The organism is Corynebacterium tuberculostearicum (genome assembly GCF_013408445.1).
GTDB lineage: Bacteria > Actinomycetota > Actinomycetes > Mycobacteriales > Mycobacteriaceae > Corynebacterium > Corynebacterium tuberculostearicum.
In genome coordinates, this window is sequence record NZ_JACBZL010000001.1 from 529,378 (window position 1) to 556,372 (window position 26,995).

At 59.1% G+C, this 26,995-nt stretch carries 24 protein-coding genes; 3 read left to right on the plus strand and 21 right to left on the minus strand.

The genetic code is table 11. From position 1 onward, the window contains the following. Window position 1: 1 nt before the first annotated feature. Window positions 2-343 carry a hypothetical protein gene (locus BJ985_RS02510; RefSeq protein WP_034655353.1) on the minus strand — a complete coding sequence of 114 codons (342 nt, stop codon included), beginning with the start codon at window positions 341-343 and terminating at the stop codon, window positions 2-4. Window positions 344-473: 130 nt separating this feature from the next. Between BJ985_RS02510 and BJ985_RS02515 the strand changes: the two genes are divergently transcribed. After that, window positions 474-857, plus strand: a complete 384-nt coding sequence (locus BJ985_RS02515; protein ID WP_005324763.1) for an RNA polymerase-binding protein RbpA — start codon at window positions 474-476, stop codon at window positions 855-857. A gap of 79 nt (window positions 858-936) precedes the next feature. Here BJ985_RS02515 and BJ985_RS02520 read toward each other — a convergent pair whose 3' ends face one another. The 3 genes from BJ985_RS02520 to BJ985_RS02530 are packed head-to-tail and all read right to left on the minus strand — an operon-like array spanning window position 937 to window position 3,967. Next, window positions 937-1,830 carry a polyprenol monophosphomannose synthase gene (locus BJ985_RS02520; RefSeq protein ID WP_005324764.1) on the minus strand — a complete coding sequence of 298 codons (894 nt, stop codon included), beginning with the start codon at window positions 1,828-1,830 and terminating at the stop codon, window positions 937-939. Window positions 1,831-1,835: 5 nt separating this feature from the next. Continuing rightward, the gene (gene lnt, locus BJ985_RS02525; protein WP_218840671.1) at window positions 1,836-3,362 is read right to left on the minus strand and encodes an apolipoprotein N-acyltransferase; all 1,527 of its coding nucleotides are present in this window, start codon (window positions 3,360-3,362) and stop codon (window positions 1,836-1,838) included. A 2-nt stretch (window positions 3,363-3,364) separates the two neighbouring features. After that, window positions 3,365-3,967 carry an FxsA family protein gene (locus BJ985_RS02530; RefSeq protein WP_179386499.1) on the minus strand — a complete coding sequence of 201 codons (603 nt, stop codon included), beginning with the start codon at window positions 3,965-3,967 and terminating at the stop codon, window positions 3,365-3,367. Window positions 3,968-4,052: 85 nt separating this feature from the next. On the opposite strand from BJ985_RS02530, the gene BJ985_RS02535 reads away from it, so the two are divergent. Beyond that, on the plus strand, window positions 4,053-4,838 hold the full coding sequence (locus BJ985_RS02535; RefSeq protein ID WP_179386500.1) for a precorrin-3B synthase: 786 nt from the start codon (window positions 4,053-4,055) through the stop codon (window positions 4,836-4,838). A gap of 14 nt (window positions 4,839-4,852) precedes the next feature. Here BJ985_RS02535 and BJ985_RS02540 read toward each other — a convergent pair whose 3' ends face one another. From BJ985_RS02540 to BJ985_RS02600, 13 genes are all read right to left on the minus strand, one after another. After that, window positions 4,853-5,599 carry an SDR family oxidoreductase gene (locus BJ985_RS02540; protein WP_179386501.1) on the minus strand — a complete coding sequence of 249 codons (747 nt, stop codon included), beginning with the start codon at window positions 5,597-5,599 and terminating at the stop codon, window positions 4,853-4,855. Next, window positions 5,599-6,726 (minus strand): M24 family metallopeptidase, encoded by a 1,128-nt coding sequence (locus tag BJ985_RS02545; RefSeq protein ID WP_179386502.1) that lies wholly within the window; start codon window positions 6,724-6,726, stop codon window positions 5,599-5,601. The genes BJ985_RS02540 and BJ985_RS02545 overlap by 1 nt, the downstream gene beginning before the upstream one ends. A 32-nt stretch (window positions 6,727-6,758) precedes the next feature. Then, complete coding sequence (locus BJ985_RS02550) at window positions 6,759-9,575, minus strand: DEAD/DEAH box helicase (RefSeq protein ID WP_179386503.1); 2,817 nt, start codon at window positions 9,573-9,575, stop codon at window positions 6,759-6,761. 21 nt (window positions 9,576-9,596) lie between these two features. Then, window positions 9,597-10,691: a twin-arginine translocase subunit TatC gene (gene tatC / locus BJ985_RS02555; protein WP_373366766.1), complete on the minus strand. Its 1,095-nt coding sequence runs from the start codon at window positions 10,689-10,691 to the stop codon at window positions 9,597-9,599. 108 nt (window positions 10,692-10,799) lie between these two features. Continuing rightward, entirely contained in the window at window positions 10,800-11,063 is a 264-nt protein-coding gene (tatA, locus tag BJ985_RS02560; RefSeq protein WP_005324774.1) for a Sec-independent protein translocase subunit TatA, read from the minus strand. A 97-nt stretch (window positions 11,064-11,160) separates the two neighbouring features. Beyond that, window positions 11,161-12,117 carry a helix-turn-helix transcriptional regulator gene (locus BJ985_RS02565; protein ID WP_179386504.1) on the minus strand — a complete coding sequence of 319 codons (957 nt, stop codon included), beginning with the start codon at window positions 12,115-12,117 and terminating at the stop codon, window positions 11,161-11,163. A gap of 2 nt (window positions 12,118-12,119) precedes the next feature. Further along, window positions 12,120-13,106 (minus strand): helix-turn-helix transcriptional regulator, encoded by a 987-nt coding sequence (locus BJ985_RS02570; protein ID WP_179386505.1) that lies wholly within the window; start codon window positions 13,104-13,106, stop codon window positions 12,120-12,122. Between the two features lie 36 nt (window positions 13,107-13,142). Then, the gene (pafA, locus tag BJ985_RS02575; protein ID WP_179387564.1) at window positions 13,143-14,522 is read right to left on the minus strand and encodes a Pup--protein ligase; all 1,380 of its coding nucleotides are present in this window, start codon (window positions 14,520-14,522) and stop codon (window positions 13,143-13,145) included. Between the two features lie 38 nt (window positions 14,523-14,560). Continuing rightward, entirely contained in the window at window positions 14,561-14,752 is a 192-nt protein-coding gene (locus BJ985_RS02580) for a ubiquitin-like protein Pup (RefSeq protein WP_005329640.1), read from the minus strand. 44 nt (window positions 14,753-14,796) lie between these two features. Further along, window positions 14,797-16,329, minus strand: a complete 1,533-nt coding sequence (gene dop, locus BJ985_RS02585) for a depupylase/deamidase Dop (protein ID WP_150851328.1) — start codon at window positions 16,327-16,329, stop codon at window positions 14,797-14,799. Further along, entirely contained in the window at window positions 16,326-17,891 is a 1,566-nt protein-coding gene (gene arc, locus BJ985_RS02590) for a proteasome ATPase (RefSeq protein ID WP_179386506.1), read from the minus strand. The genes dop and arc overlap by 4 nt, the downstream gene beginning before the upstream one ends. Window positions 17,892-17,976: 85 nt before the next feature. Continuing rightward, a complete protein-coding gene (locus tag BJ985_RS02595) occupies window positions 17,977-18,813 on the minus strand; it encodes a tRNA (adenine-N1)-methyltransferase (RefSeq protein ID WP_179386507.1) in 837 nt (278 codons plus the stop codon). Between the two features lie 28 nt (window positions 18,814-18,841). Next, window positions 18,842-20,095, minus strand: a complete 1,254-nt coding sequence (locus BJ985_RS02600; RefSeq protein ID WP_179386508.1) for a M18 family aminopeptidase — start codon at window positions 20,093-20,095, stop codon at window positions 18,842-18,844. A 46-nt stretch (window positions 20,096-20,141) separates the two neighbouring features. Here BJ985_RS02600 and BJ985_RS02605 point away from each other — a divergent pair, with 46 nt between their 5' ends. After that, window positions 20,142-20,972: a RecB family exonuclease gene (locus tag BJ985_RS02605; RefSeq protein WP_179386509.1), complete on the plus strand. Its 831-nt coding sequence runs from the start codon at window positions 20,142-20,144 to the stop codon at window positions 20,970-20,972. 12 nt (window positions 20,973-20,984) lie between these two features. Here the strand turns inward: BJ985_RS02605 and BJ985_RS02610 are convergent, their stop codons facing one another. The 4 genes from BJ985_RS02610 to hisG all read right to left on the minus strand — a co-directional run bounded on the left by BJ985_RS02610 (window position 20,985) and on the right by hisG (window position 26,967). Then, window positions 20,985-22,652, minus strand: a complete 1,668-nt coding sequence (locus BJ985_RS02610; RefSeq protein WP_179386510.1) for a formate--tetrahydrofolate ligase — start codon at window positions 22,650-22,652, stop codon at window positions 20,985-20,987. A gap of 138 nt (window positions 22,653-22,790) precedes the next feature. Next, window positions 22,791-24,098, minus strand: coding sequence for an anaerobic C4-dicarboxylate transporter (locus tag BJ985_RS02615; RefSeq protein WP_179386511.1), 1,308 nt, complete (start codon window positions 24,096-24,098; stop codon window positions 22,791-22,793). Window positions 24,099-24,451: 353 nt separating this feature from the next. Then, window positions 24,452-26,011, minus strand: coding sequence for an aspartate ammonia-lyase (aspA, locus tag BJ985_RS02620; RefSeq protein ID WP_005329649.1), 1,560 nt, complete (start codon window positions 26,009-26,011; stop codon window positions 24,452-24,454). 110 nt (window positions 26,012-26,121) lie between these two features. Then, the gene (gene hisG / locus BJ985_RS02625) at window positions 26,122-26,967 is read right to left on the minus strand and encodes an ATP phosphoribosyltransferase (RefSeq protein WP_179386512.1); all 846 of its coding nucleotides are present in this window, start codon (window positions 26,965-26,967) and stop codon (window positions 26,122-26,124) included. Window positions 26,968-26,995: the final 28 nt, after the last annotated feature.

Here is a 26,995-nt window from a genome sequence, read left to right on the forward strand (position 1 = left end):
GCTATCGAAGTCCTTCTAGGCGTCGCGCCAGGGCAACAAGCTCTTCGCACAAACCGGCAAGCTCCTGCGCACTAGCGCCTTCCTCCGCGGCGGTATTGATATCTTCTGCGGAACAACGTAGTTCAAAAAGTCCGTCGCGCAAACTCTCTGCCTTTTCTGGAGTAAGGATCACGGCATTGGCGGGAATCCCCGTGCCACTGACGTTATTTCGCTGCTCATAAGCGCGCTGCTTGCAGGAGGCGCTGCAAAACTTCCGTGGCCGTCCCCTACCGCCTTGGTCAATGTCCTTCCCACACCATTGGCAGGAACCGACGTTGCGTTCACGACTAGCTGTACGGATCACCCGATACACTTTAGTCCATTTTGGGCGGGCTGGGAACAAAGACGCGTGGGTGTTCGTTATAATTAGTAGCTCTTAGGCGAAGTTTTGCTTCGCACTCAATCAGGGATCTCTTTGAAAAGGATGATGTTGCATGGCAGATCGCGTACTCCGTGGCAGCCGTATGGGCGCAGTCAGCTACGAAACCGACCGCGACCACGACCTCGCACCGCGCCAGATGGTGAAGTACCGCACCGAAGACGGCGAGATTTATGAGGTGCCTTTCGCGGATGATGCTGAAATCCCTGAAGAATGGATGTGCAAGAACGGCAAGCTGGGCCACCTAGTAGAAGGTGAAGGCGTTGAGTCTAAGCCCGCTAAGCCACCACGCACCCACTGGGATATGCTGCGTGAGCGCCGCTCCATCGAGGAGCTCGATGAGCTGCTTGAAGAGCGCATTAACCACCTGCGCTCCCGCCGCCGTTCCGCAGCTCGCCTCTTGAAGGAACAGCAGGAGCAGCAGCAAAATAACTCTTAAAGTTCTGCGGCAGCAAAAAGGCCCGTACCTCCCTAGTCTGACTAAGGGACGGTACGGGCCTTATGCGTTGCGGTGGCGCCTACTTCTTCAGCTGCGCAATCTGGTGCTTTGCCAGATGGCCAATCTCGCTGGCGAAGTCAGAAACCCAGCCGGCGCCCTTACGGGCCTGAACGCCTAGGTCATGAATGGAGCCGTCCTTGACTTCACGGTTGACCAACTTGGACACCGCGCCGCCAAAGTCCTGCAGCTGCTCAGCGCGATGAGCAACGCCCCACTTGGTGACCTCGAGCAAAGAATCCTTCACGAAGGAACCATCCAGCTTGGACTCGCCATATTCGCGCTCGGTGAAGGTAATGGGAACTTCGCGAACGTCAAAGCCAGCCTTGACAGCACGGAAGGCCAAATCGACCTGGAAGATGTAGCCGGCCTTGGACAGCTCATCAAAGTCGATGGACTCGAGCAGCTCGCGGCGGAACGCACGGTAGCCGGCGGTCATATCGGACAGCCCAGCGCCCAGCGCTACGGAGATGTAAATATTGCCCAAGCGGGAGAGGTACTCACGAGAAGCCGGCCAGTTGACGGTCTCGCCACCCGGAATGTAGCGGGAGCCGATAACTAGGTCCGCGCCCTTGTCCACCTCTTCCAACAACAGGTGAAGCTGTTCCGGCGCATGGGAGCCGTCTGCATCCATCTCACACAGCACCTGGTAGTCGCGCTCCAATCCCCACTCAAAGCCGGCGATATAAGCGCCTAGCAGACCGCCCTTGCCCTCGCGGTGAAGAACGTGGATGTGGTCATCCTGTGCTGCGAACTCATCGGCCTTGTCACCAGTTCCATCGGGAGAGTTATCGTCCACGATGAGGATATGGACCTCTGGGACGGCCTCACGGACGCGTCCAGTAATGAGAGGAAGATTTTCGATCTCGTTATAGGTCGGGATGATGACCAAGGTCGAGGATTCAAGCGTGCTCACAGTGTTTATGCTCCTACGTATGTATCTGTGCCGGAGCGGCGCGGGGTGCGTCGCAGGCGGTTTGTGCGCAAAGCTACCAGTGCGCAGACTGTTCCAATAATAACCATGAGCCATTGCAGGGGCGAACCAAACCTCACGGAAAAGGTCTCTCCGCTACGCAAGGGCAACTGCTCTACTAACGCGTCCGGCGTGAAAATCTCCGTGGACTGGCTAACGTGGCCATCTGGGTGAACAATGGCGGATACTCCAGAGGTCGCCGCCACCACCACGGCTCGGTCCGTCTCCATGGCGCGCAATCGGCTCATGGCCAATTGTTGGTAGGTCATATCGGAATAGCCAAAGGTGGCGTTATTGGTGGGAGTAGTCAGTAGTTGTGCACCATTTTTCACCGACTCCCTAAAGGCGTTATCGAAGGAGACCTCGTAGCACGTTGCCACGCCTACCGGCACTCCCGCCATGGAGACAACGCCTGGGCCGTCGCCGGGTTTGAAGTCACCGGCTAGATTCACATAGTCAGAAAATTTGGCAAAGAAGTCCCGCATGGGCATGGTTTCACCGAAGGGCTGCAGGTACTTCTTATAGTGGTGGTCTCCTACCGTATGCCCGGGAGCAAAGACCTGCATTGTGTTGCGGGCTCCCACCTCATCCCGCGTAGCGGTGCCAACCAAAACAGGTGCGTCTATCGCATCGACGGCGCCACTGATCGCCGAGGCTGCCTTGCCGTCACGGAATGGGTTGATATCAGAGGAGTTTTCGGGCCAGATGACTAGGTCAATGTCCTTGTCGCGTGCGGCCAGCTTCTTTGTCTCAGCCACGTGGTTGTTAAGGACCGCTTGGCGTTGCCCGGCAAAGTCTAGGCCCATGCGTGGTACGTTTCCTTGGATAGCGGCAACCTTTGCTTCCCCGACAGTGGAATCGTCTCGGTTGATTCCCAGACCTGCCACCGTTGCGCTTGCAAGGGGAAGGATAGCTGCTAAGAATGCGGCGCTTTTGGCTTTCCATCCGCGTTGAATCAGCAGTGCAGCGAGACCGCAACCGCACAGAACCGTGGCTGCGGTAATGAGCGAGGTTCCACCCCACGGAGCCAGGTTGGCTAGCGGTCCGTCGATTTGTCCCCAAGCCAATTTCACCCAAGAAAAACCGCCGAAAGGTACCGAAGAACGCAGCACCTCCACTGCGAGGTAGAAGAACGGGAAGGCAATAAAACCGTATTTCCACCGCGCTACTGCTGCGCCGCCAAGGCCCAGCACAATGGCATATACCGAAAGCCATACGGCCAAAGCGATGTACGGCCCGCTGCCCACCAATTCGCCGATCCATGGCAGCGTCAGCAGATACAGCACGAGCGAATGTGTTACTGCAAGAAGCGCGCCCGCACGGGCGGAAACGTGCCTAGTTCCCCACGGCAGCAAACTCGCGTACAGCAAGCCCACGCCCACAACGGCAGCCCACCACCAACCACGGGGCTCTATGGCGGCATACGTGAGCAGACCAGAAAGGCCCGCCACAACGAGCCGGGCAAGAGTCAGCATCACTAGCTTTTTCCGCCCTTGGACTCGCCACCGGAGGGTCCAAAGTCATCTGGATCCAGGTTCTCGCTCCAGCGGCGGATCTCTTCCTCATCCAACACCTCATGCGGGCCAGCATCCTGCGTGCTGGGGTGCCCACTTTGTGTTGCTTGGCCACGACCAAAGGAGCCAAAGTCGCCATAAGAGTCGTGCTGCTGCGCCATTGGGGAGGCCTCGTAGATCTTAACGCCCATTTTTTCGATCTTGCGGTACAAGGAGGCTGCCATCACCGTGCGGAAGACGGCGCGGGTTGGCGAGAAAATAAAGAGGGCTCCGAGGATCGTCGTCAAGAAGCCCGGCAAAGAAAGCAACATGCCGCCTACCAAGGTAAGGCCCACATTGCTGGCGGTCTTGCCCACATTGCGGCCGCGAACGACGTATGTACCGTCCCCTGTGCGTTCGACCTGCTTTCCCATCAAGCGGCGCACTTCAATGCCAGCGATGGACATTCCGAAGAACATGGTGACAAAGAGGGCGATAAGCGCCCAGCCAACACCGATCCACTGAGAAACGGCCCAGAAGGTCAGGGTCTCTGCGACCATGTAGAGAGCAAAATACATAAACGGCATGGCCTCAGTCTAACGAGGCAGACTGATAAAGTGCTGGCAACACTCATGCGCGAAGGTGCAACCGCGGCAGGTTAGACTAGTGCGCATGTTTACTCCTGCGCTTTTTGAAGACCCCCAATACGGCACGTGCATCCGCATCCACGTTGCCGGCGGCAGCACCTACGCCCAGGACTGGGTCACTTTGGCGCAGTGCGCCAGTGCTGTTGCGGATGGGTATGTCTACATCGACCGGTTCTCCGCAATCGAGCTGCGCGGCATTAAGGATGCGGAGGCACTCAATCAGCAGCTCCAGGAGTTGCAATTGTGCGCCACGGCGATGCCGGTGCTGGCTTCACCTTTGTCGGCGGCGGCCAAGCAAACGGCCCAGGACATCGCGGCTGAGCTGGGCGCGGCGGAAGGCGGTCCCGGATTGGCAGTTATCGCCCACGACGACGTACCAACCGGCGCGGCCGCAGTCAGCCTTAGCATCGACGGAGAGGGAGCCCTGCGCCTTGAGCGTTCCCCGCTTGGCGACGCCCCCTCGGCCCCACTGACTCCACGCGCTGCCGCCCACCACTATGAGGAGGCGCTCAAAAGCGCCGAGTCCCTAGAGCATGATGCCTCGGCCCTGGTTGAACCAGGCCCTATTGGCTGGCTGGATGATCATTTGCCTGCGGGCGTAGTTGACCTTGGCGCGGGCGTGCACCGCGGCGCCATCCCTGCCGAGTTTGCGCAACTTATCGGCCAGTTAGAGGTAGACATCACCGTCACCCCGTGGGGCGGATTAGTCTTTCACAATATTGCCGAGGGTGACGCCGAAGTGGTACTGCGCGTACTCGCCCCACGCGGTTTTATCTTCGACATCAACTCTCCCCTACTACGCGCAGAGTGAAAGGAACGCAGAGTTTAGCGCGGCATGTGCCGCCAGAGTGGGCGCGGTACAAGCCGCATGACCCACGCTAGGCCCTGCAGAGACCGAGGAATCCACATGGTGCGCGAACGCGGTTTTCCACGCCGTGCATCTCGGGCAATGCAACCAACAACTGCCTCAGCCACGTCTGACGGACGCACGGAAAGTGGTGCCGGCTTCATTCCTTCGGTCATGCTGCCGATGACAAAGCCAGGGCGCGCGGTAATAAGGCCTACCTGGCTGCCGTGCAGCTTGTCCGCCAGCCCCTGACAAAAGGCATCAAGACCGGCCTTGGTAGATCCGTACACGTAGTTTGCCCGGCGGGCCCTCCAGCCTGCTATCGAGGAAAAGGCGACGATATGGCCGCGGTGCATACGCTGGGAAACGAGTGTAAGCAGTGAAATCTGCGCGGCATAATCGATTGTGGCGATGTCGACCGCGTGGGAAGCATCGCGTTCTGCCCGCTGCTGATCACCCAAGATGCCAAAGGCGACGACAGCTAGCTCAAGGGGGCCTACGAGCTCTATGGCGCGATCAACCACACCGGCATGGGACGGAAAATCCGTGGCGTCGAAATCAAGCAGATGCACGCTGCGCGCACCCGCCTCCCGGAGCCGATCTACCACGCCTTCCATACCGTGGGTGCCACGAGCGGCGAGCACAATATCTTGGCCAGGGGCTACCCTACTAGCGATTTCTCCGCCGATATCGCTACGGCCGCCTAGAATCAGTACGCCAGCCATTAACGGACATCACGCGGAGCTTGGTTCAGGGACTCGTAGTCATCGTTGGTTAGCACCACGATGTCTTCCAAACGCATGCCCCACTTGCCTTCCAAGTAGATGCCCGGCTCAATGGAAAATGCCATGCCCTCCTCCAAGGCGAGATCGTTGCCTTCCATAATGAAGGGCTCCTCGTGCGTGGACAGGCCGATGCCATGGCCGGTGCGGTGGACAAAATAGTCGCCCCAGCCGGCTGCCGAGATCGCCTGGCGGACGATGGCATCGATGTCTGCGGCGGTGCTGCCAGGGTGGGCTGCAGCTCGGCCGGCGGCTTGGGCGTCGGCAAGCACGGCATAGGCATCCTGAAAATCCTGCGGGGCCGTGGAAACATCCCCGCCCACTACGTAGGTGCGGGTGCAATCGGAGTGGTAGCCGGAAGGCAAAGTACCGCCGATATCGACGACGACTGGCTCGCCCTCAGCCAAAACGCGATCCGAAAAGCTATGGTGCGGGTTCGCGCCGTTCGGGCCCGAGCCGACGATGACGAAATCGATAACGGAGTGCTCCCGCAAGATGAGCTTTTCGAGTTCGTGGGCTACCTCGGCCTCAGTACGACCGGCCTGCAAAAGCTGCGGTACCTGCGCGTGGACTGCGTCGATAGCACGGCCAGCCTTGCGCAGCTCAGCAATCTCAGCCTCGTCTTTGCGGGTAAAGAGCTCGGCCAATGCATAAGTGGCCAGTTCATAGCTGGCGTGTGGAAGCAGCGCTTGGAAACGCAGCACGTGGTCTGCAGTCAGCGACTGTCCCAGCGCTACCTTGCCTAGTCCGTCGCCTGCGCCACGCAGTGCAAACTCATAAGGATTTTCTCCGTCATTCCAGCCACGCAACTCTACATCCAGCTCACCTACTGGAGCAGCCTTGATATCGGTGATATCGGTATTGGGCGCGGCGATCCATGCATTGCCCTGCTGAGGCACGACCAAGACCGTAAGGCGTTCGTGGGAAGAGACCCAGGAGCCGGTGAGGTAGGCAAAGTCTGGTCCCGTGCCAATGAGGAGCAGATCGATGCCCTTGTCTGCAGCTGCCTTTTGAGCGGCGCGCAGACGCTGGGCGTAGACATCAGCGGAAAAAGTCTGAGTATCAGTCATGCCCCAGAGTCTACTCGTCCGCGCCGCGGATTTTAGGCGCCAATGGCTACGACACCGCGCTGAATTGCGTCGATGGCCCGGCGGGCGTTGCGTTGAATTTCGCCGTCGTACCCCGTCTTCGCCACTTGTTGGAGCAGGTCGATAACTTGGCGGCACCAGCGAACAAAATCACCGGGGGTGAGCTCGGCGCCGGCTTCATTGGCCGCAGCCATGCAGTAGCCCAAGGGCGCCCCAGCCGCCCATTGGTGTACGGCCAAAGCGAATCCGGCCTCTGGTTCACGGGTGGGCGGCAGCCGATGGCGCTGCTCATCAGCGGTAAGTTCGGTGTACACGCGCCACGTGGCATTCATAGCGTCAGCCATGCGCTCGGTGGCCGCTTCCGGTTGCCCACTGGTGGCCTTGCGGTTTTCGAAACAGCACAGGGAGGCAACGCCGGCAAGCTCTGCGGGATCGAGTTCATCCCAAATTCCGCGCTTGAGGCATTGGGCCACCAGCAGATCGGATTCGCTGTGAATTTTGGCAAGGCGCTCGCCTTCTTCGGTGATGACCGGCGTGCGGTCCGCGCCAGCCCCGGTGAACTCGACGTAGTCCATCTCTGCGAGGAGGTCCACAATGCGCTCGAAGGTGCGGCCCAAAGTATCCGTAGCCTTATTGACCTTGGATTGCAGCTTGTCCCGATCGCGCTCGCGCCGTGCAAGCTTTTGTGCCAGGCCCGCCAGCTGTTCGCGGTCAGTTGCCGGCCAATCGTGAGCAGGATGGGCACGCAGTGCATCGCGCAACTGCCCCACTCGCTTATTGGGCCGAGCGCGAGTCTGCGATTTCATGCGCTTAGGCCGGTCAAAGTGTTCGCGGTGCAAGACATCCTGCACATATCGGGTATTGCGGCGCGGGTTCTTGCGCACCGGCTTGGGGATCTTGATGCTACCGACCTGGATGGGTGGATTATTGATCCCGGCTGCATCGATACGTCCCGACCAACCGGACTCAGTGGTAATCCACGGGCGGGGATCCGCAGTTTGGTTAGCCGGGGTAACAACTGCTGCGAGAATAGGGCGCTTCTTGCCGGGCATGGCAATAACATCGCCCAGCTGCAGCCGCCCCAGTACCGCGATCACCTCTTGGTTGCGCTGGTTGGCACTATCGATTTTTGATTGCTTTTCCTCGGCTGTGAGCTCGCGGCGCAGGCGGACATAGTCCATGAGAACCTCGGCGGGATCTTCCCCGTCTTTAGCAGGTGGTGCAAGCGACGCCACGGCATCATCGAGCTGGTTGCGCAGTTCTCGCACGCGATGCTCGGCGCGTTCAATCTCGCGAGTTTCCTCCACGACGGAGCCATCGGCCTGGAACTGTGCAAAGGACTTTTCCAAAAGGCGGAGGGATTCCTCGAAGCCGAGCATTCCCAGCAGGTTGATCGCCATATTGTAGCCCGGTGCAAAAGTGGAAATGAGTGGATACGTGCGGGTAGAAGCAAGGCCAGCTACTTGACGCGGATCCATGGCGGGGGCCCATTGCACGACTGCATTGCCCAACGTATCGATGCCACGGCGTCCTGCCCGGCCAGTCAGCTGCGTGTACTGGCCCGGGGTGAGATCGACGTGCGCCTCACCATTGAACTTGATGAGCTTTTCTAGCACCACGGTGCGCGCCGGCATATTAATGCCAAGAGCAAGCGTTTCAGTAGCAAACACGGCTCGGACTAGCCCGCGTACGAATAGGTCTTCCACGATATGCCGGAAGGCGGGCAGCATGCCCGCATGGTGTGCGGCAAAGCCACGGGACAGGGCTTCGCGCCAGCGCTTAAAGTCGAGGACCTGCAGATCTTCTTCAGGGATACCTTCCACACCCGCATCGACGATGTCTTTAATCTGCTGTGCCTCCTCCTGGGAGGTCAGCACCATGCGGCTGCGCAGGCACTGATAGAGAGCGCCGTCGCAGCCGGCACGGGAGAAAATGAAGGTGATCGCCGGAAGCATGTCCTGCGATTGCAAAACCTTCAATACCTCTGGGCGGCCCAAGGGGCGATAGCGATCCTGCTGTCGGGCAGCGCCGGAGCGTCCCCTTCCCTTACCGTGGAATTCGCTGCGCCCGCCACCCTTGTGACGCGCACGCGCACGAAAGCCCTTGCCAGACTTATAGTCCGCGCGACCATCATCGGTATCGCCAGCTTCCAGGCGCTGGATCCTACGCTCTAGCTCGGCGTTGACCTGGCCGCCAGATTCTGGCTCGAAGAGCGGATAAATCTTGCGCCCCAGCATCATCCACTGGTCGAGAGGAACTGGACGGTGTTCGGAGACAATGACGGTGGTATCGCCGCGCACGGTAGACAGCCAATCGCCGAATTCTTCCGAATTGGACACTGTGGCAGAAAGGCCGATGATGGAGACATGGTCTGCGAGGTTGAGGATGACCTCTTCCCACACTGCGCCGCGGGAAGCGTCAGCCAAAAAGTGAATCTCATCCATGACCACGTGGGTCAAGCGATCGAGGGCCGCGGATTCTGCGTAAATCATATTGCGCAGCACCTCTGTGGTCATGACGACGATCTCTGCATCAGAGTTGATCGATACGTCACCGGTGAGCAGGCCTACGGCTTCTTCGCCATGCTCTTCCACCAGGTCGTGGTACTTCTGGTTGCTCAAGGCTTTAATCGGCGTCGTATAAAAGCACTTGGTTCCCCGGCTCAGCGCCAAAGAGACAGCAAATTCGCCCACGATGGTTTTGCCGGCGCCGGTCGGCGCGCAAACCAGTACGCCGTGACCGTCCTCCACGGCTTGGCAGCCCTTTACCTGGAACTCATCCAACGGGTATGGCAGGGCTGCGGTAAAAGAATCCAGATGAGTTTCAGTCATGACTCCCCAGGCTACCCGTGCCTAGAGGACATCGTCGAAAAAGCCGCCGCTGGTCGACGAAGTCCCACTGGCGCCGGTGCTCCATGTCTGCTGCGGCTGCTGCTGTGCCTGTTGTACTGGCTGTGAAACGGGCTGAGAGGGTCCTGGTGAAGGGTTTACTCTGCTCGGGGCCTCGACAGGGGTTGGCCCGCCTATGGCTCCTGGTCCAGCGCCAAGCGGCGAAGCAGTCTCATCATCGAGATCCATCCACTCGGGGCGTTCGCGTTGCATGCGCTTGTCGTGGAGGCGGCAGAACTGGAATGCGATCTCGATGAGCAAGATGAGTGAACCAGCCAGTACCACCATCGAGAAAGGATCCTGGCCTGGGGTGACGAAGGCGGCGAAAATCATCACGATGACGATGGCGAGACGTCGCTTATCCTTGACATGCTCGTATTCGAGTACGCCAATAAGGTTCAGTGACACGATAAGCAGTGGGATCTCAAAGCTAATGCCGAAGATGAGTAGTAGCGCCAGTAGGAAGTAGAAATAGCGCTCACCGGTCAGGGCCGCTGTTTGATACTCGGCGCCGATACCCATGAGGAATTCCAAACCCACGGACAAGATGAAATAAGCCAGCACGGCACCGGCAACGAATAGGCCCACCGCGGCGCTGACAAAACTCAACGTGTAACGGCGCTCGTTCTTATGGAGACCTGGCACAACGAAGGCCCAGACCTGATACAGCCACACCGGAGAAGACAATACGGTGCCAGCCAAGGCACCTACTTTTAGGCGCAACAGGAGCATTTCAAACGGGCTGGTGGCCAATAGCCGGCACTCGCCGTCCGCACTGAAGGATGCTCGCTTATCGGGGGGAAGCGCACAATACGGCTCTCGTAGAATTTCGCCCAACGGAGACAGCCCGAATGGCGCTCGTTGGTACCAAATGAACCCAATGATGGCCCCGACGACAACCGCTAACACGGAAATAATGATGCGGCGGCGCAGCTCCTGCAGGTGCTCCACCAAGGTCATCTCCCCGGTAGGGTTCTTCTGCTTGCGCGAAAAGCGCAGCTTACCCTTCACGCTCTTGCTTGCCTTCTGGGGAGATAGAGGCTGTGACTGTGACGACATCAGTGTGGCTCTTTCAACGCAAAGAAGCGAACACTTCCCTACTGCACGGATTGCGAGGACATATCCGTGCGCCGCAGGGGTGTTCGCGCAACGATAGGATTGGGGCGTTTACTGCTGAGTGTTGGTGTTGTTCTGCTGGCCCGGCTGCATGTCTGGACGGTTCCAGAATTCCTCATCGGACTGCTGCTTCTGGTTCAGCTGCGCTTGAGACTGAGAGCGCTGGGCATCCTCGGAGTGCATCTCATTGACCTCAGACTTGAAGATGCGTGCGGAACGGCCAATAGAGCGTGCCAATTCCGGCAACTTCTTTGCACCGAATAGCAAGACGATGGCAAGAACGATCAGGCCAATTTCCATAGGTCCTAGGCTCATGGAGAAACCTCTTTCAACTAGTGCACCAGCATGCCGGGAAGCATCACCGCCAACTTATCTGCCGGCGGGCGGGCGCAGTGAACGGGCAAGTAACTGGCTACTGAGTATAGCCGCTCAACGCGGTGTTTCCTCGCTCCGCAATGAGATTTACTACGGATTGAGGAGCCACTACCCGCAACCTATCAGCTTGACCGAGGGCAAAGCGAATAAGCCAATCCACTGATCCCATTGGCATCGTTGCAGCTACTTCCCCATTTCCTAAGTCTTCACCCAGGCGCATATCGTAATACTCAGCCAGCCACGTGAATTCTTGGTTAATTGCTAGTTGCACGGTGTCCCCATCGCCCAAATTAAAGGGTGAAGAGGCATCAAAGTCGAGGTCTTTCAGGTGCGGTTGGGATTCTTCCTCCACGATGCGAGCCTTACTAATGCGGTCGATGCGGAAAGTGCGATGCGCTTGCTTTGCTTCCTCCCAAGCGGCCACGTAGGGCTCGGAATCGACGATGAAAATGCGGGCTGGATCCACCACCCTCTCGGATTCAGCATTTGAGGAAGCGCTCCAGTAACGCAGCCGTACCCGCTTTCTTTCATTGACGGCTTGGGTCAAAAGCGCCTGGATATCAGTCTCTTCAGGGGCGGGAGTAGACAGCGACTCATAGATGGCGACTGTCTTTTCATCCATGATGTCGCGCAGCTTAGTGGCGGCGGATTCGACCGCGCGGGCGTCGATTAGCCCTGGCATCGCCTGCAAGGACTCCAGGGTAAGGAGCAAAGCACCGGCTTCCGTCGGGGTAAGGCGCAGCGCTTGACTCAAGCCCTGATCGTTGTGAATGGTTACCCCATCGCGATAACTGAAGGTGAGATCAATGAGATCCTCGGTATTGCGCCCCGTGCCTGAACAAAAGAGCCGGTCAAGAGCATCCTTCAGTTCGCCAGGATCCATACCCAAATCTTTGGCCGCTTCCATAGGCGTCTTGTCGGGATGGTTTTTAAAGTAGGGAATCAGGTTCAAAGAGCGCACCAGCGCTTGGAGCTTTAGCGATCCGTCAGCCATGTCTAGCCTTCCTCCTGCGATTGCGACACCCTGCGTAAAAGGGAGATGACCTCTTGGCGTACCCCGACTGGTTCGAGCACCTGTACTTCTGGGGCGTAGCCGGCCGCGGTGCGCACGACCCAATCCTTATCTACCTTCTGCAGTAGCACCGTGCCATCGGGTTGTTTCTCGCCAGCATCCATGAGCTCCCTCGCCTGCCCCTCTGGGATGACAAGGCGCGCATCGACTTTTTCCCCTCGGTGCAGTGCACGCTCTACCAATACCTGCAAATCTTCAGTTGGATTGGGGTGCTCCGCGGGATCGTGCGAGCGTTTGATGTCAGAGACGCGGAGGGCGCGAAAGACGCGCGGTTCGTTGCGGTCCACATCGAATCCCACGAGGTAGATGCGACTGTCCCGGTTGACCACTCCCCACGGGTCCATGACACGGCGTACCGGCTCAGTAGCCGGATTAGCACGGTAGGAAAACGTAATGCGCAGCTGATTGCGCACCGCAGCGAGCACCGCGGTGATGATTTCTGGGGCGAGTCGCGTGATGTCATTGACCGCCGTGTAAACCGGTGCGCCTGCGAGGTTGCGCGAGGCGCCGTTGGCAGCAATCTTCGTCCATCCCGACAGGGAAAAATCGCTTAAGCCGCCGGTGGTACCCACGCCTCCTGCAATACCTAGAACCATGGCCTCCTCAGGAGAAAACTCCACCGGAGGAAGCTGGTAGCTGCTCGAGTCAAGGCGATAGCGCGCACCATCTTCGCTACCGGAATGAACAATGGGCACCCCGGCGCGCTGGAGGGTTGCGATATCTCGTGCCAGCGATTTGGCAAAGGCTTCGTCTGATTTATCGCCGTATCCTGCTACATGACGGCGAATCCAGGCGGCGGTGCGGTCCGGGCTACCGCCGGAGTTGGCGGCGCCCTGTAGCGCGAAAGAGAGGTTGGTGAGTCTTTCTACCGCCTCATCATGCCGTTTCGGCGCGGGGTTGTGCGTTGCCACGTGTTGTGTTGTCTCCCTGGTACGGCTCGTGTGCTTCTAGCTGTGGTGTAGACGCATATAGTCTAGCAACGCCTCGACCCGATCATCGTCGGCCACGAAGGGGTCTAGGAGCTCTTCGGTACGCGGCTCCGGGCGGTTGACCTTGAGGCGCGTCCAGTCAACGGTGACGTTGGTCCCGAGGCTACGCGCAGCGGCGAGGAACTGGCCGCGCAGCGCAGCACGGGTGGTGGCAGGCGCTGTGTCCATGGCTCGTTCGATTTCGGAGTCCGTGATCCAGCGTTCGATAAGGCCCTTGCGCAGCAAGACATGGTAGAGCCCGCGGCTCGGCCGGATATCGTGGTAGGTCATATCGATCTGGGCGAGCTTGGGGTGGTCCCAGTGACCGCCCAGCCGTGCACGGTAGCGCTCGAGCAGTCCCAATTTAATGACCCAGTCGATTTCTCGGTCCACGCCGGAGAAGTCTTGAGTCTCGATGGCGTGCAGCGTGCGCTGCCAGAGATCCACCACGCGCCGCATTTCTGCCGTGGGAGTACCGGCGTCTTCGCGTTCTTCCAACCATTGGGTTGCGCGCTGGCATAGTTGCTGCTGGACCTCGAGGGCGGTGACGGATCCCCCTCCCGCGAGTGGTAGTTCGGTCAAACCCGTCATATCGCGCGCGATGGCGCGGATATGGTGAATGGGTTTTTCGATGTCGAACTCCGGCAACTCAAATCCGGCCTCCAGCATTTCCAAGATGAGGAGCGTGGAGCCAACCTTTAGCGCCATGGTGGGCTCGGCCATAGTGGAGTCACCCACTATGACGTGCATGCGGCGGAAGCGTTTGGAATCGCCGTGCGGCTCATCACGGGTATTGATGATCGGACGCGAGCGGGTGGTGGCCGAAGATACGCCCTCCCACACCTGGTCCGCGCGCTGCGAGAGCAGGAATTGGGCGGGTTTATCGCCCTTTGCGGGCTGCACCATGCCGGCGCCGCAAATGAGCTGGCGGGTAATAAGGAACGGAAGGAGCGCCAGCCCCAAATCCTTGAGCACCATGTGGCGGCTGATGAGGTAGTTTTCGTGGCAGCCAAAGGAATTTCCGGCTGAATCCACGTTGTTCTTCAAGAGGTACACCGTGCGCGGGTGACCCTCTGCGGCAAAGGACTGCTCTGCTTGTTCGCCCAGCCGGTTGACTATTGCATCGCCGGCGCATTCATAGGCTAGAAGCTGGCTCAAGCTATCGCATTCGGCGGTGGCTACCTCGGGGTGGGATCCGACGTCGAGGTACAGGCGGCTCGCGTTGGTGGAAAAGATATTAGAGGAAGAATGTTCCTGGACGATGGGCCGGAAAAGCACGCGCGCCACTTCATCGGGGCTCAGGGCGCGTTCTCCTGGGCCCGCGCTGGTGGTTAAGCCATATTCCGTCTCGATGCCCATGATGCGACGGGCGAAGACGGGACGCTGGTCACTCACCCTTACTGCCCGCCCTTTTGGACATAAGAGCGCACGAATTCCTCGGCGTTGTTTTCTAGCAGCCCATCGATCTCATCGAGCAATTCATCGGTGCCGGTGGTGTTGATGCTCAGCTGCGTAGAGGTAAATTCCTCATCTCCGGTGGAGTCATCGCCGCCATTGCCGCCAGTGACCTGGGACTGGTGAGTAGACATAGGGAGGAAGTCCTTTCTTTGGCTTCTGCCTAATTGCTTGGTTATCAATTACGGTACTCGGGCTGGATACCGCTGTCAGTGAGTCCCTGGAGGAGATCCTCCACCGTACGTGCGGTGTCGATGATCTCCTCGCACTGGGCGCGGGTCAGGCCGGTGGTCTCATCCATCGGAACCGTGGCCCAGGGTGCCGCGGTTGTCTCGCCTACCCGCACCGTGAGGCTTTGCCAGCTCGCGGCGATGATGTCCTCGCCGAATTTCTGCGTCACTCGGCCGCGGAAATACGCGCGGGTATCCTCCGGAGGGGTGCTGGCGGCGTCTTCAATTTCTGCAGCGCTAAAGAGCTGCCGCATCTGGCCTTTACGCACCAGCGCGTGATGGAGCGATTTGGCAGGATCAATCTCCGCATACTGCAGGTCAATGAGCCGCAGCTTTGGGTCTGCCGGATCGATACCGCGGTCGAGGTAGCCCTTGATCAGGCGATACTTCGCCACCCAATCCAGAAGGTGCGCCGCCTGCATCGGATCTTCCGCAAGAAGCGCGACTGTCTCGTCCCAGGCCGCGAGCACCTTGCGCTCCGCGTCGGTGCGTGGGATGACGCGGTCTCGGTATTCGGCGAGGATTTCTAGGGCGGTGAGCTGGCGGGCGTCGGCAAGCTCGAGGCGATGCTGAAGGGAGAGATCGCGGCTGACGCGCGGAACTTCCGCCACGGCATCCTGCAAGCGGAGATCGCTAAAGTCCACACCCTGCTCAATCGCATCGAGCACCAGCGAGGTCATGCCCAGTTTAAGCAGCGTGGAAGTCTGCGACATATTCGCATCCCCAATGATGACGTGGAGGCGCCCAAAGTCCGCGTGCACCGCATGCGGCTCATCGCGCGTATTGATGATGCCGCGATTAAGGGTGGTCTCCAGCGAGATTTCCTGCTCAATATAGTCAGCGCGCTGGGAGATCTGGAAGCCCGGCTCCTCGCCAAACTCGCCGATCCCCATGCGCCCGGCGCCGATGACTACCTGGCGGGCCACGAAAAACGGGATAAGGGCCTGCGCCATAGTGTCAAAGTCCGTGGCACGGGAGTACTGATAGTTCTCGTGCGAGCCATAAGACGCTCCCTTGCCGTCCACGTTGTTTTTATAGAAACGCAAGGCAGGGCACGGGTCATGATTGGCGAGGACGGACTTTCCTTGCTCAGTAAGCCCCGCTACGGACGCGGCGGCTTGCAGGAGCGTGGCGTCACCTGCGGCGTCGTAAAGCGTGGCGTCCCACGCATTAGTGCATTCCGGCGCGGAATATTCTGGGTGCGCGTGGTCGACATAGAAGCGCGCGCCATTGGCCGTGACTACATTGGCCACCCCGATGGCGTTGGGATCGACCACGGGAACTGTCTGGTAGCGCTTGAGATCGAAACCGCGGGAATCGCGCAGCGGGTGTTCCTCGGCAAAGTCCCAGCGCGAGCGCGCCCCAGTGTGCAGCGCGGCATACGCTACCACCGCGTGCGTGGACGAAATGATGGGCGAATACTCCGGCAGCTCCGGGGTGGCGATTCCGTACTCGGTCTCGGTACCTACAACGCGGCTCATGCGCTCCTCCTAGCGGTCAGTAGCTCCACCCGCTCAACGCGGGCACCTGCATGGTCTTGGGAGATGATCTTGGTCCATTCCTCGGGGTTGGTAGAGGTGGGCACGTACTCGGATTCGGCGCGCTCGGCCGCGATGGCCTGGAGCAAATGCTGCTTGGCGATGCCCCCGTGGCCCCCGCCTATCCCCTGCTCACTGCCCGCGCGCTGCTGCAGTTCGTCCTTGATAGCCAGCTTCTTGGCGCGGGAGAGGATATTGGCAATCATCGCGCCGGAGACAAAGTCCCGGTAGTGCAAAATTTCACGCTCGCCGCTGGAAAAGTGCAGCTGCACAAAGGGGCGATCGGCATAAAGCTCGTCCACCGCGGCGCCGATAAGCTCCTCTAGCGCGCCCTGGTGCGGCACGGATTCTGCAAAGTGGCGTGCAAAGATCTCGCGGGCGCCCTCTTTATTCGGCCGGTTGACCCGGATCTTAATATCCAGCCGGCCGGGGCGCATGATGGCGGGATCGATGAGCTCCTCGCGGTTGGTAGCGCCAATGACGATCACATTGGATAGGCTTTCTACTCCGTCGAGCTCCGTGAGCAGCTGCGGCACCACCGTGGTTTCCATATCCGAAGACACGCCTGAGCCACGGGTGCGGAAGATGGATTCCATCTCATCAAAGAAGATGACCACCGGCCGGTCAGAACTCAGCCGGGCTAGTTCGCGGGCGCGCTCAAAGATGAGGCGGATGCGGCGTTCCGTCTCACCTACATACTTATTGAGCAACTCTGGGCCCTTGATATTGAGGAAGTAGCTCGGGGCGTCGCCGCCCAGTTGCTGCGCCAAGGAATGGGCCACGGCCTTGGCGATGAGCGTCTTTCCGCACCCAGGCGGGCCATAGAGGAGGACGCCCTTAGGCGGCTGCAGCTCGTAGTGGTGATAGAGGTCCGGATGGATAAACGGCAGTTCCACGGAATCGCGGATCTGGGAAATCTGCTCGTCTAGTCCGCCAATATCCTCGTAGCCCACATCGGGGACCTCCTCAAGGGAGAGCTGGGAGACTTCCGTCTTTTCCACCTTTTCCAGCGCGATGGCAGCCTTGGGATCAACGAGCACTATCTCGCCTGCTGCCACGCGGGTTTCTTCGCGCAGTGCCTGCGATAGCAGCACCACTTTTTCCTCGCCGGAGGAATTTGCCACGATGAGGCGTTGTTCTCCTAAGCGCTCTACCACGGTAGCGAGCTCGCCTGTGCGCTCGGGTGCGCACCCTTCCACCACTACGAAGCCATCGCCCAAGCGAACCTGCTGGCCTGCCACTAGGCTGCCTGGTTCCACATTGGGCGAAACCTTAAGCTGCATCACGCGGCCGTTGGTGTAGACCTCCGCGGTGGTTCCCACCTCGCTGTGGGAAGAAGAATAGCCTAAGAAAACGCCGTAGGTCGATGCCGGCTCAGCCAGCGCGTTAAGCTCCGTAAAAAGCTGCTCGAGCTTCCCACGCGATTCCTTTAATAAGCCCGCCAACTTCTGATTGCGGGCAGCAAGCTGGCTGATCTGCCGCTTATAGTCCGTGGCTTCATCCATGCCCACTACTCTAACGCGGCCCAGCCGGCGAAAGAGGGCAGTTGCGCTTTAAATTCTGGGCGCTGAGGTGAACCTATTTCCAGCTCTACTTGCGGGCTCGGCGCTGCGGGCGCGGAGGGGTCACGCCATCGGCCAGGCGGCGGGTCCAGATAAGGAAGGCGGTATGCGCATTCATACGGTGCTCCGGGCGGGTAGCCAGGCCTTCCACCTTCCATTCGCGCACCAGAGATTCCCAGGCCTTAGGCTCGGTAAAGCACTTGAGCTCGCGAATTCCTTCCATGACCTTCATCAACTGCGGCACCGTTGCCACGTAGGTCATGAACACTCCGCCAGGGATCAGAAGATCGCGCACGGTCTCCAGGTGCTCCCAGGGCTCGAGCATATCGAGGACCACGCGGTCTACCGGCCCACCCAAGTCCTGAGCGGTGACATCGCCCAAATCGCCGAGGCGCGGCGACCACCACTCGGGCTGCTCGCCAAAGTATTCCTTGACGTTATCTACCGCATACTCCAGGTGATCATCGCGCACCTCATAGGAATACACATGCCCCTCTGGGCCCACGGCGCGCAGCAGGGACATAGACAGCGCACCGGAGCCAGCGCCGGCCTCGAGCACGCGCGCACCCATGAAGATATCGCCCTCTACCAAAATCTGCGCCGCATCCTTGGGATAGATCACCGCGGCACCGCGCGGCATGGACAGCACGTGATCCACCATCAGGTGACGGAAGAGGAGGAAGGAGGAGCCAAGCGTGGACTCAATAACCGAGCCCTCGTCCATACCCACGATGTCATCATGGTTAATGATGCCCTTGTGGGAGTGGAACTGGCCTCCTTCTTCCAAAATGACCGTGTAGTGGCGCCGCTTGGCGTCGGTAAGCTGCACGCGGTCGCCATAAGCAAAGGGGCCGGAATAAGCCATGTCTCAAGACTCCTCGAGGTTGCGGTTACTATCCCACCAAGTATGCCTCAAGTGCCTGCGCGAGCCATACTTGGTCCCGCTCGCCCACCATTTCACGCGCCGAGTGCATGGACAGCATGGGCACGCCCACATCCACAGTATCGATGCCCAAACGCGTCGCCGTAATGGGACCAATGGTCGAGCCACAGGGCACATCATTATTGCCCACAAACCGCTGCGCCGGCACGCCTGCCTTCTCGCATGCTGCTTCCCATAACGCCACCGTGGTGGCATCGGAGGCATAACGCTGGTTGCCGTTGATCTTGGTCACCGGGCCCTTGCCGATGATCGGGTGGTGCGTGGGATCGTGCTTGCCCACGTAGTTTGGGTGCACCGAATGCGCGGCATCGGCCGAGACACAGCTCGAGCGGGAGAACATCTGGAAGCGTTCCTCCTCATTGGCCCCCAGCGCCCGCGCCGTGCGGGTCAGCACATCCGCCAGGATGGGACCGCCCGCGCCGTACCGCGAGCTGGAGCCTACCTCTTCGTGGTCAAAGGCCATCATGACCAAGATGTCCTTGCCCTGATATTCCTCGGCGGCCTTCTTCATCGCTGCCAACGAGGCATGTACGGAAGAAAGGTTATCCATGCGTCCTGCCGCGATGAACTGCTCGCCCGCTCCAAAGACTTCGCCGCGAGCGGCATCGGCCGTAATCAGGTTGAAGGAAGCAATATCCTGCTTGGCGACGCCCACCTTCTCCCCCACTACCTGCAATATGGACGCCTCCGGGTCACCCACACTCAAAACCGGCTGCATGTTGTGCTGGCGATCCGGCTTGAACTCGTCCTTGCGGTAGAGGTGAATTGCCAGGGACGGAAGGCGCAGTACCGGGCCAGTATTGACTAGGTGCCGCGTGCCGTCCCTGGTGACAATCTGCCCGGCCACGGTCAGCTCCCGGTCAAACCAGGTATGCAGCAGCGCACCGCCATAGATCTCCACTGCCACCTGCTGCCAGCCGGCTGCGGAAAAGTCCGGCGTGGGCTTAAGAACCAAGCCCGGCGAGTCCGTATGCGACCCCACGATGCGGAAACCAGAATTCTTATCCGCGCCCTCTGGCACGTACCACGCCGCTACCGCGCCGCCGCGCACCATGACGTGGCCGCCAGGCGCAGCGGACCACTGCGTTCCCTCATCCTGTACCTCAAATCCCGCCTCGCGCAGCTGGCGGGATACCTCATCGGAAGCGTGGTACGAAGAAGGAGAAGCAGCAATGAAATCTAGGAAACCTGCGGTATAACTCATACCTTCTAGCTTGCCACGAATCGCGCGGCGATAGGCTAGATACACCATGGCTACTTCATCTACACCCCGCCCACTCGCCTTGTCGCCCTCGCGCGCCTCCGACTATAAGCAGTGCCCGCTGCTCTATCGCTTCCGCGCCATTGACAAGTTGCCCGAGCCCAAGACCATCGCGCAGGTCAAAGGAACCCTCGTGCACGCAGTCCTGGAAGAAATGCACAAGCTACCCCGCGACGAGCGCACCTATCCTGCCGCGGTGAAGATGATTAAGCCCTCCTGGGCAGAGATGACCGCCAAAGACGAGGAACTTGTAGAGCTCGTGCCAGAAGAAGACACCTACGACTTCTTCGTCGCTGCCAGGGAACTGCTCAAAGGATATTTCCAGATGGAAAACCCACAAGGCTTTGATTGCCAAGAAACCGAGATGTACGTCAACACGGTCCTGCCCAATGGCGTCCCCGTCCGTGGCTTCATCGACCGCGTGGACCGCGCCCCAACCGGCGAGGTCCGAGTCGTGGATTATAAGACCGGCAAGAAGCCACTTCCCCGCTATTCCCAGGATGCACAGTTCCAGATGCGCTTTTATGCGCTGGTCTACTGGCGCATTCTAGGCACCATTCCCCACCAGTTGCGCCTGATGTACCTCAAGGTGTTGGACTCGATGTTTCTTATGCCTAACCGAGAGGAGCTCGAATACTTCGAGCGCGATCTCGGCGAGCTGTGGGCCAAAATTGAGGCCGATGGGCGCGCCGGGGACTTCCGTCCGAAGCCATCCAAGCTCTGCGGCTGGTGCGCCCACCAGGATCTCTGCCCGGAGTTTGGCGGCACTCCGCCGCAGTACCCGGGCTGGCCGGGTTCCGCGGCGGATACAAAGGACTAGCGCCGCACCAGCCTAGAAGAGGCCCGAAATAGTGCCCTGCTTATCGACGTCGATATTATTGGCCGCCGGCTTCTTCGGCAGCCCCGGCATCGTCATGACGTTGCCTGTGAGCACGACGATAAATCCCGAACCGGTACGCGGCAGCAATTCGCGCACGTGCAGCGTATGGCCTTCCGGCGCCCCCAGGGCGGAGGCATCGTCGCTGAAGGAGTACTGCGTCTTGGAGATGACCACGGGCAGCTTGTCCCAGCCATTGTCCTGGATGTACTTAAGATCCTTGAGCGCCTTTGCCCCGTATTCCACACGGTCTGCGCGATAGATCTCGCGCGCGATGGTCTCGATGGAAGCCTCGATTCCCGCCTGCGGATCGTAGAGCTGCTTGGCGCCGCCCTGCAGGTTCTCCAGCAAAGTCTCTGCCAGCGTGGTAGCGCCCGCGCCGCCCTCGGACCATACATTGGCTTCCTCCAAGGCCACTCCGAAGTCTTCGGCCCACTGCCGCATGAACTCGCGTTCTGCTTCGGTATCGGACCAGAAGAGGTTGAGCGCTACAACTGGCTTGATCCCGAACTTGCGCAGGTTTTCTACGTGTCGCTCTAGGTTGACTATGCCCGCCTTGAGGGCATCCAGGTTTTCCTCGGTGAGCTTATCCTTGGCCACACCGCCGTTGTATTTCTGCGAGCGGATGGTGGCAACGACCACGGCGCCAGCAACATCTAGGTCGCCAAAGCGCGCCTTGATGTCGACGAACTTTTCTCCGCCTAGGTCGGAACCGAACCCAGCCTCGCTTAAGACGATATCGCCGAATTGCAGTGCGGTGTGGGTTGCCAGCAGGGAGTTGCAGCCGTGCGCAATATTGGCGAATGGCCCACCGTGCACCAAGGCCGGCACGCCGCCAAGGGTCTGTACAAGGTTGGGGTTGAGGGCATCACGCATGAGCGCTGTGAGCGCACCTTCCGCATTCAAATCACGCGCAGTAACAGGGCGCTGATCATAAGTGAAGCCGATGGTGATATCGCCGAGGCGCTTCTTTAGGTCCTCGAGGTTCGTGGCCAAGCACAAGATGGCCATGATTTCGGAGGCCGCGGTAATGGTGAAACCGGTTTCTGCAGGCACACCGTGAGCTGGCCCGCCCAGACCGGTCACCACGTTGCGCAGGGCACGGTCGTTGACGTCCATGCACCGCTGCCATGTCACGCGCCGCGGGTCGATGCCCAGGGCGTTGCCTTGGTGGATGTGGTTATCAATGATGGCGGCCAGGGTGTTGGTTGCAGAGGTAATGGCATGAAAATCGCCGGTGAAGTGAAGATTGATGTCCTCCATGGGGACAATCTGTGCATAGCCGCCGCCAGCCGCGCCGCCCTTAATACCCATCACTGGTCCTTGGGAGGGCTCGCGCAGGGCAACGATGGCCTTCTTGCCCAACTGATCTAGGGCGTCGGTAAGGCCGATGAGTACGGTGGACTTGCCCTCGCCGGCAGGTGTGGGCGATACGCCGGTGACAAGCACCAGCTTGCCCTGGTTTTCCTTGGAATAGTCCACCTTGGTGATATCTACCTTGGCTTTGGTGGTGCCGTAGGGAATCACGGCGTCGGCAGGAATGCCCGCCTTGGCCGCAATCTCCGCGATTGGCTGGACGTGGTGGGCTTGGGCAATTTCAACATCGGATGGCTGAGTAGTCATGTTCTTAGCCTACCGAGCTCGCAAGTTAAATAACCCGCATTTTTCCAAGAAAGTGAAGTGAATCAATTTGCCCGTCCTTGCTGCGATCCAAGAAGGCGCCCTACAGGGCGCCTTGTGGGTGGACTCGGTGGCTTTCTTTTAAAGGATGACCAGGCCGAATGCGTAGCCCAAGAGGACAGAAACCACGATGCTGACCGTGCCTGGGATAAGGAATGGGTGGTTGAATACAGCCTTGCCGATTCGAGTCGAGCCGGTATCGTCCATCTCCACCGCTGCCAGCAGCGTTGGGTAGGTCGGCAGGATAAATAGTGCCGAGACGGCTGGGAAAGCAGCGACTGCGGTAAGGGGGCTTACGCCCAGAGCCAGGGCTGCTGGCATCAGGGCCTTGGTCGTAGCGGCCTGCGAGTACAGCAGCGCTGCGGCGAAGAACAAGACCACCGCGAGCAGCCACGGCGAGGACTCAATAACGCTGCCAGCCATGGACTGAATATCGTCCATGTAGTGGTTAATAAGGCTAGTACCCAACCAAGCAACGCCGAGCACACAAATACATGCGGACATACCGGACTTAAATACCGGGGTATTGAGAACATCCCCCGCCGGGATCTTCGTCATCATGACGATGATGGTGGCCGCGGTGAGCATAACCGTCATAATGGCCTCATTACGTGGCAGGGTTGGTTCGGCGATGAGCCCGACCTGCTCCGAGGTCAGCGTGGCCCATGCCATCACGATGACGATGGCTACCAGGAAAACCAGAACAGAGGCCTTGGCGCCCTTCTGCGGCTGGAAGTTTTCAGCGCCAAGTGGCTCCTTAACCAGGCCTTGCGCCTTGCGCTCCTGGTACACCGGGTCATCTTCCAGCTCCTTGCCAAACTTATTAGCAATCCACGCAGCTGGGAAAATAGAAAGGAACGTTGCCGGAATGACGACCGCCAGTACCTGCAAATAGCCCGCTCCGGCCGGCTCCAACAGGCTGGCTAGGAGAACCACTGCGGCAGAAATAGGCGAGGCACAAATTGCCATCTGGGAGGCAACTACCGCAATGGAAAGCGGGCGTGAGGGGCGAACCTTGCCTTCTTTAGCTACCTCAACAATGACCGGCAGCGTGGAAAACGCAGTGTGGCCGGTACCGGCCAGCACCGTCATCAACCACGTAACGATGGGCGCGTAGAACGTAATCCGCTTCGGGTTCTTGCGCAGAAACTTTTCTGCGATGTGCACCAGGTAGTCCATGCCACCAGCCCGCTGCATTGCGGCAATGGCGGCAATAACGGTCATGATGATACCGATGACGTCGAACGGGATGTCTTCCCTAGTAATGGGGACACCGGTGAGACCAAGGGCCAACACACCGAGGCCGCCGGCCATGCCGATACCAATTGAACCAATCCTCGCGCCCAAGAAAATGGCGGCGAGAACGATGACTATATGAACAATAACCATGGACATACTCCATACGCTCTGTATGCAAACTAAGGGCACGCATCTCCACACAGAGTGCATGCCGTCCTCAACATCTTCTATTTTGCACCTGTCACGTCGATTTATTCACTCGAATTGTCCGTTTGTGTTGATTCCCACATGTATTATGCGTCTCGCTATAAGATGGTCGGTATCCTTCTCCGCATTCGCCCAGCACAGGGACGTAAAAGGAAACTAGCTACCGCCAATTCCATGCAGTCAAAAGACCCCCACAGCCTTCGCCAGTTTTCCTTCTCATGAAGTGAAAGTGGCAAAGACCGCGGGGGCCTAAGATGCGGGGCGCTATGCCCTACTGCTTCTCAAAAGCCGCGACTTTAGTCCTCGTCGATGAAGAGCTGACCGCGGAACTCTGGGTGCATGAGGTTTTCAACGGACAGAACCTTGTTCAAGGTTGCTTCATCCAGCAGGCCCTTCTCCAGGACGAGTTCCTTGACGCCCTTGCCGGTCTCCAGGGACTCCTTGGCAATCAGGTCACCGTTGTGGTGGCCGATGAACGGGTTGAGGTAGGTGACGATACCGATGGAGTTTTCCACGTAGGCACGGCAGACATCCGGGTTGGCGGTGATTCCGGTGACGCACTTTTCCTGCAGGGCATCGACGGCGTTGCCCATGATGCGAATGGACTGGAACAGTGCCTCGCCGATGACCGGCTCCATGACGTTGAGCTGCAGCTGGCCAGCCTCAGCGGCCATGGTGACGACGTGGTCATTGCCGAAGATCTTGAAGCAGGTCTGGTTCACAACCTCCGGGATAACCGGGTTGACCTTACCCGGCATGATGGAGGAGCCGGCCTGACGGGCAGGCAGGTTGATTTCAGCCAGGCCAGCGCGTGGGCCGGAAGACAGCAGGCGCAGGTCATTACAGATCTTGGCGAGCTTCATCGCCGCGCGCTTGATGGTGGCGTGCAGCAGCACGTAAGCGCCACAGTCAGAGGTTGCCTCAATGAGATCGCGGGCGGTCTTCATCTCCAGGCCGGTGACCTCAGACAGAGCTGCGGTGACCTGGTGGCGGTAGCCGGCCGGGGTGTTCACGCCGGTGCCGATTGCGGTTGCGCCCAAGTTGATCTCGAGCAGGCGGCGCTGTGCATCGCGCAGCAATGCCTGCTCCTCGTTCAGGTTATTGGCAAAGCCCTTGAACTCATCACCCAAGGTCATCGGAACTGCATCCTGGAGCTGAGTACGACCCATCTTCAGGATGTCCTGGAACTCATTGCCCTTGACCTGGAATGCGGCACGAAGGCCATCCATGCGCTCAATGAGGTGATCAACTGCTGCGTGCAGGCCCAAGCGGAAGCCGGTCGGGTAAGCATCGTTGGTGGACTGGGACATGTTCACATCATCATTCGGGTTGATGATGTCATAGGAGCCCTTCTCCTCACCGAGGTACTCCAGCGCGAGGTTGGCAACAACCTCGTTGGTGTTCATGTTCAGCGAGGTACCAGCGCCACCCTGGAAAACGTCCAGCGGGAACTGATCCATGCAGCGGCCCTCTTCCAGGATCTGGTCGCAGGCCCAGATGATGGCTTCAGCCTTCTTCTTGGGCAGTACGTGCAGGCGGCGGTTTGCCATGGCGGCCGCCTTCTTGACCTGGACCATTCCGCGAATGAAGTGCGGGATGGTGTTGATGGTCACGTAAGAGATCTGGAAGTTCTCCATGGCGCGTACGGTGTGCACACCGTAGTAAGCGTCAGCGGGAACTTCCAAAGAGCCAAGAAGGTCGGTCTCGGTGCGAGTCTTCTTGCTGGAGTTCTTAGGTGCCTTTTGTTCGGCCACCTTCTGCTGTGCGGCGTGAGTGGAAGTGTCAGCTTCCTTCTTCTTCACGTCCTTTGCTGCAGACTTGGTGTCCTTTTCTTCTTTCTTAGAGGACTTTGCCATGATGGCTCGGCTCCTTTGCCTGTCGAGACTTATATTCGAATGAGTAACCTCAAGCGCTAATGTTAGCCACGACTGAATCTATTTGGGCCGACCCAGAGAAATTGCTCCCCCTAAAAGCGGGCGATGCGCAAATCGGAAGCCAAAATTGCTTCCGCTCCAAGTTGGGAAAGTCGGTCCATGACTTGGTTAGCTTGCTTCTTCGGAACCATCGCTCGCACTGCCACCCAGTCCTCACGGGCCAAAGGCGACACCGTAGGACCGGTCAATCCTGGAGTAATACCAGCGGCTGCATCGAGGTTGGATTGAGCGATGTTGTAGTCGATCATCAGATAGGTGCGAGCGTGCAGAATTCCCTGAATGCGGTCGAGCACTACCTGCTCTTCCTCAGTGACCTCTACCCCCGTGCGCTTAATGACTACCGCCTCGGATTCAATGATCGGCTCCCCGAATGGTGCTAACCCTTGCTGGCGCAAAGTAGTACCAGTTGACACGACATCAGCAATAACATCGGCAACCCCTAGCCGGATGGAGATCTCTACGGCGCCGTCCAATCGAATAACATCGGCCTCAATCCCATGTGCGGCGAGGCTTGCGCGGACAAGATTGGGGTACGACGTCGCGATCCGCCGCCCAGCTAGTTGAGAGATATCCCACTCCTCCCCCTGCGGGGCTGCGTACCGGAACGTGGACCCACCAAAGCCTAAAGGCAGCACTTCATCAAAGTTCGCTTTAGAGTCAAGCGCCAAGTCCCGGCCCGTAATGCCTAGGTCTAAGACGCCGCGGGCAACATAGATGGCGATGTCTTTTGGTCGCAGGAAAAAGAACTCAACTCCGTTATCGGAATCCACTACGTTGAGCGCCTTGGAATGCCCGCGGCCCTTATAACCGGCCTCTGTAAGGATCTCCACGGCAGCTTCTGACAACGTGCCCTTATTCGGTACAGCAATCTTGATCATGCGGATCCTTCCATCCTGTGGGGTGTTG

Coding starts and splice junctions, on each gene's coding strand:
- pafA (WP_179387564.1), bottom strand. CDS start 14,522: ATGGGCATCGAGACGGAATATGGCTTAACCACCAGCGCGGGCCCAGGA.
- tatC (WP_373366766.1), bottom strand. CDS start 10,691: ATGTCGTCACAGTCACAGCCTCTATCTCCCCAGAAGGCAAGCAAGAGC.
- BJ985_RS02515 (WP_005324763.1), top strand. CDS start 474: ATGGCAGATCGCGTACTCCGTGGCAGCCGTATGGGCGCAGTCAGCTAC.
- BJ985_RS02615 (WP_179386511.1), bottom strand. CDS start 24,098: ATGGTTATTGTTCATATAGTCATCGTTCTCGCCGCCATTTTCTTGGGC.
- BJ985_RS02600 (WP_179386508.1), bottom strand. CDS start 20,095: ATGAGTTATACCGCAGGTTTCCTAGATTTCATTGCTGCTTCTCCTTCT.
- BJ985_RS02610 (WP_179386510.1), bottom strand. CDS start 22,652: ATGACTACTCAGCCATCCGATGTTGAAATTGCCCAAGCCCACCACGTC.
- dop (WP_150851328.1), bottom strand. CDS start 16,329: ATGAGCCGCGTTGTAGGTACCGAGACCGAGTACGGAATCGCCACCCCG.
- BJ985_RS02545 (WP_179386502.1), bottom strand. CDS start 6,726: ATGACTGATACTCAGACTTTTTCCGCTGATGTCTACGCCCAGCGTCTG.
- BJ985_RS02530 (WP_179386499.1), bottom strand. CDS start 3,967: ATGCCGTTTATGTATTTTGCTCTCTACATGGTCGCAGAGACCCTGACC.
- BJ985_RS02605 (WP_179386509.1), top strand. CDS start 20,142: ATGGCTACTTCATCTACACCCCGCCCACTCGCCTTGTCGCCCTCGCGC.
- BJ985_RS02580 (WP_005329640.1), bottom strand. CDS start 14,752: ATGTCTACTCACCAGTCCCAGGTCACTGGCGGCAATGGCGGCGATGAC.
- BJ985_RS02595 (WP_179386507.1), bottom strand. CDS start 18,813: ATGGCTTATTCCGGCCCCTTTGCTTATGGCGACCGCGTGCAGCTTACC.
- tatA (WP_005324774.1), bottom strand. CDS start 11,063: ATGAGCCTAGGACCTATGGAAATTGGCCTGATCGTTCTTGCCATCGTC.
- BJ985_RS02565 (WP_179386504.1), bottom strand. CDS start 12,117: ATGGCTGACGGATCGCTAAAGCTCCAAGCGCTGGTGCGCTCTTTGAAC.
- BJ985_RS02550 (WP_179386503.1), bottom strand. CDS start 9,575: ATGACTGAAACTCATCTGGATTCTTTTACCGCAGCCCTGCCATACCCG.
- arc (WP_179386506.1), bottom strand. CDS start 17,891: ATGGATGAAGCCACGGACTATAAGCGGCAGATCAGCCAGCTTGCTGCC.
- aspA (WP_005329649.1), bottom strand. CDS start 26,011: ATGGCAAAGTCCTCTAAGAAAGAAGAAAAGGACACCAAGTCTGCAGCA.
- BJ985_RS02540 (WP_179386501.1), bottom strand. CDS start 5,599: ATGGCTGGCGTACTGATTCTAGGCGGCCGTAGCGATATCGGCGGAGAA.
- BJ985_RS02535 (WP_179386500.1), top strand. CDS start 4,053: ATGTTTACTCCTGCGCTTTTTGAAGACCCCCAATACGGCACGTGCATC.
- lnt (WP_218840671.1), bottom strand. CDS start 3,362: ATGCTGACTCTTGCCCGGCTCGTTGTGGCGGGCCTTTCTGGTCTGCTC.
- hisG (WP_179386512.1), bottom strand. CDS start 26,967: ATGATCAAGATTGCTGTACCGAATAAGGGCACGTTGTCAGAAGCTGCC.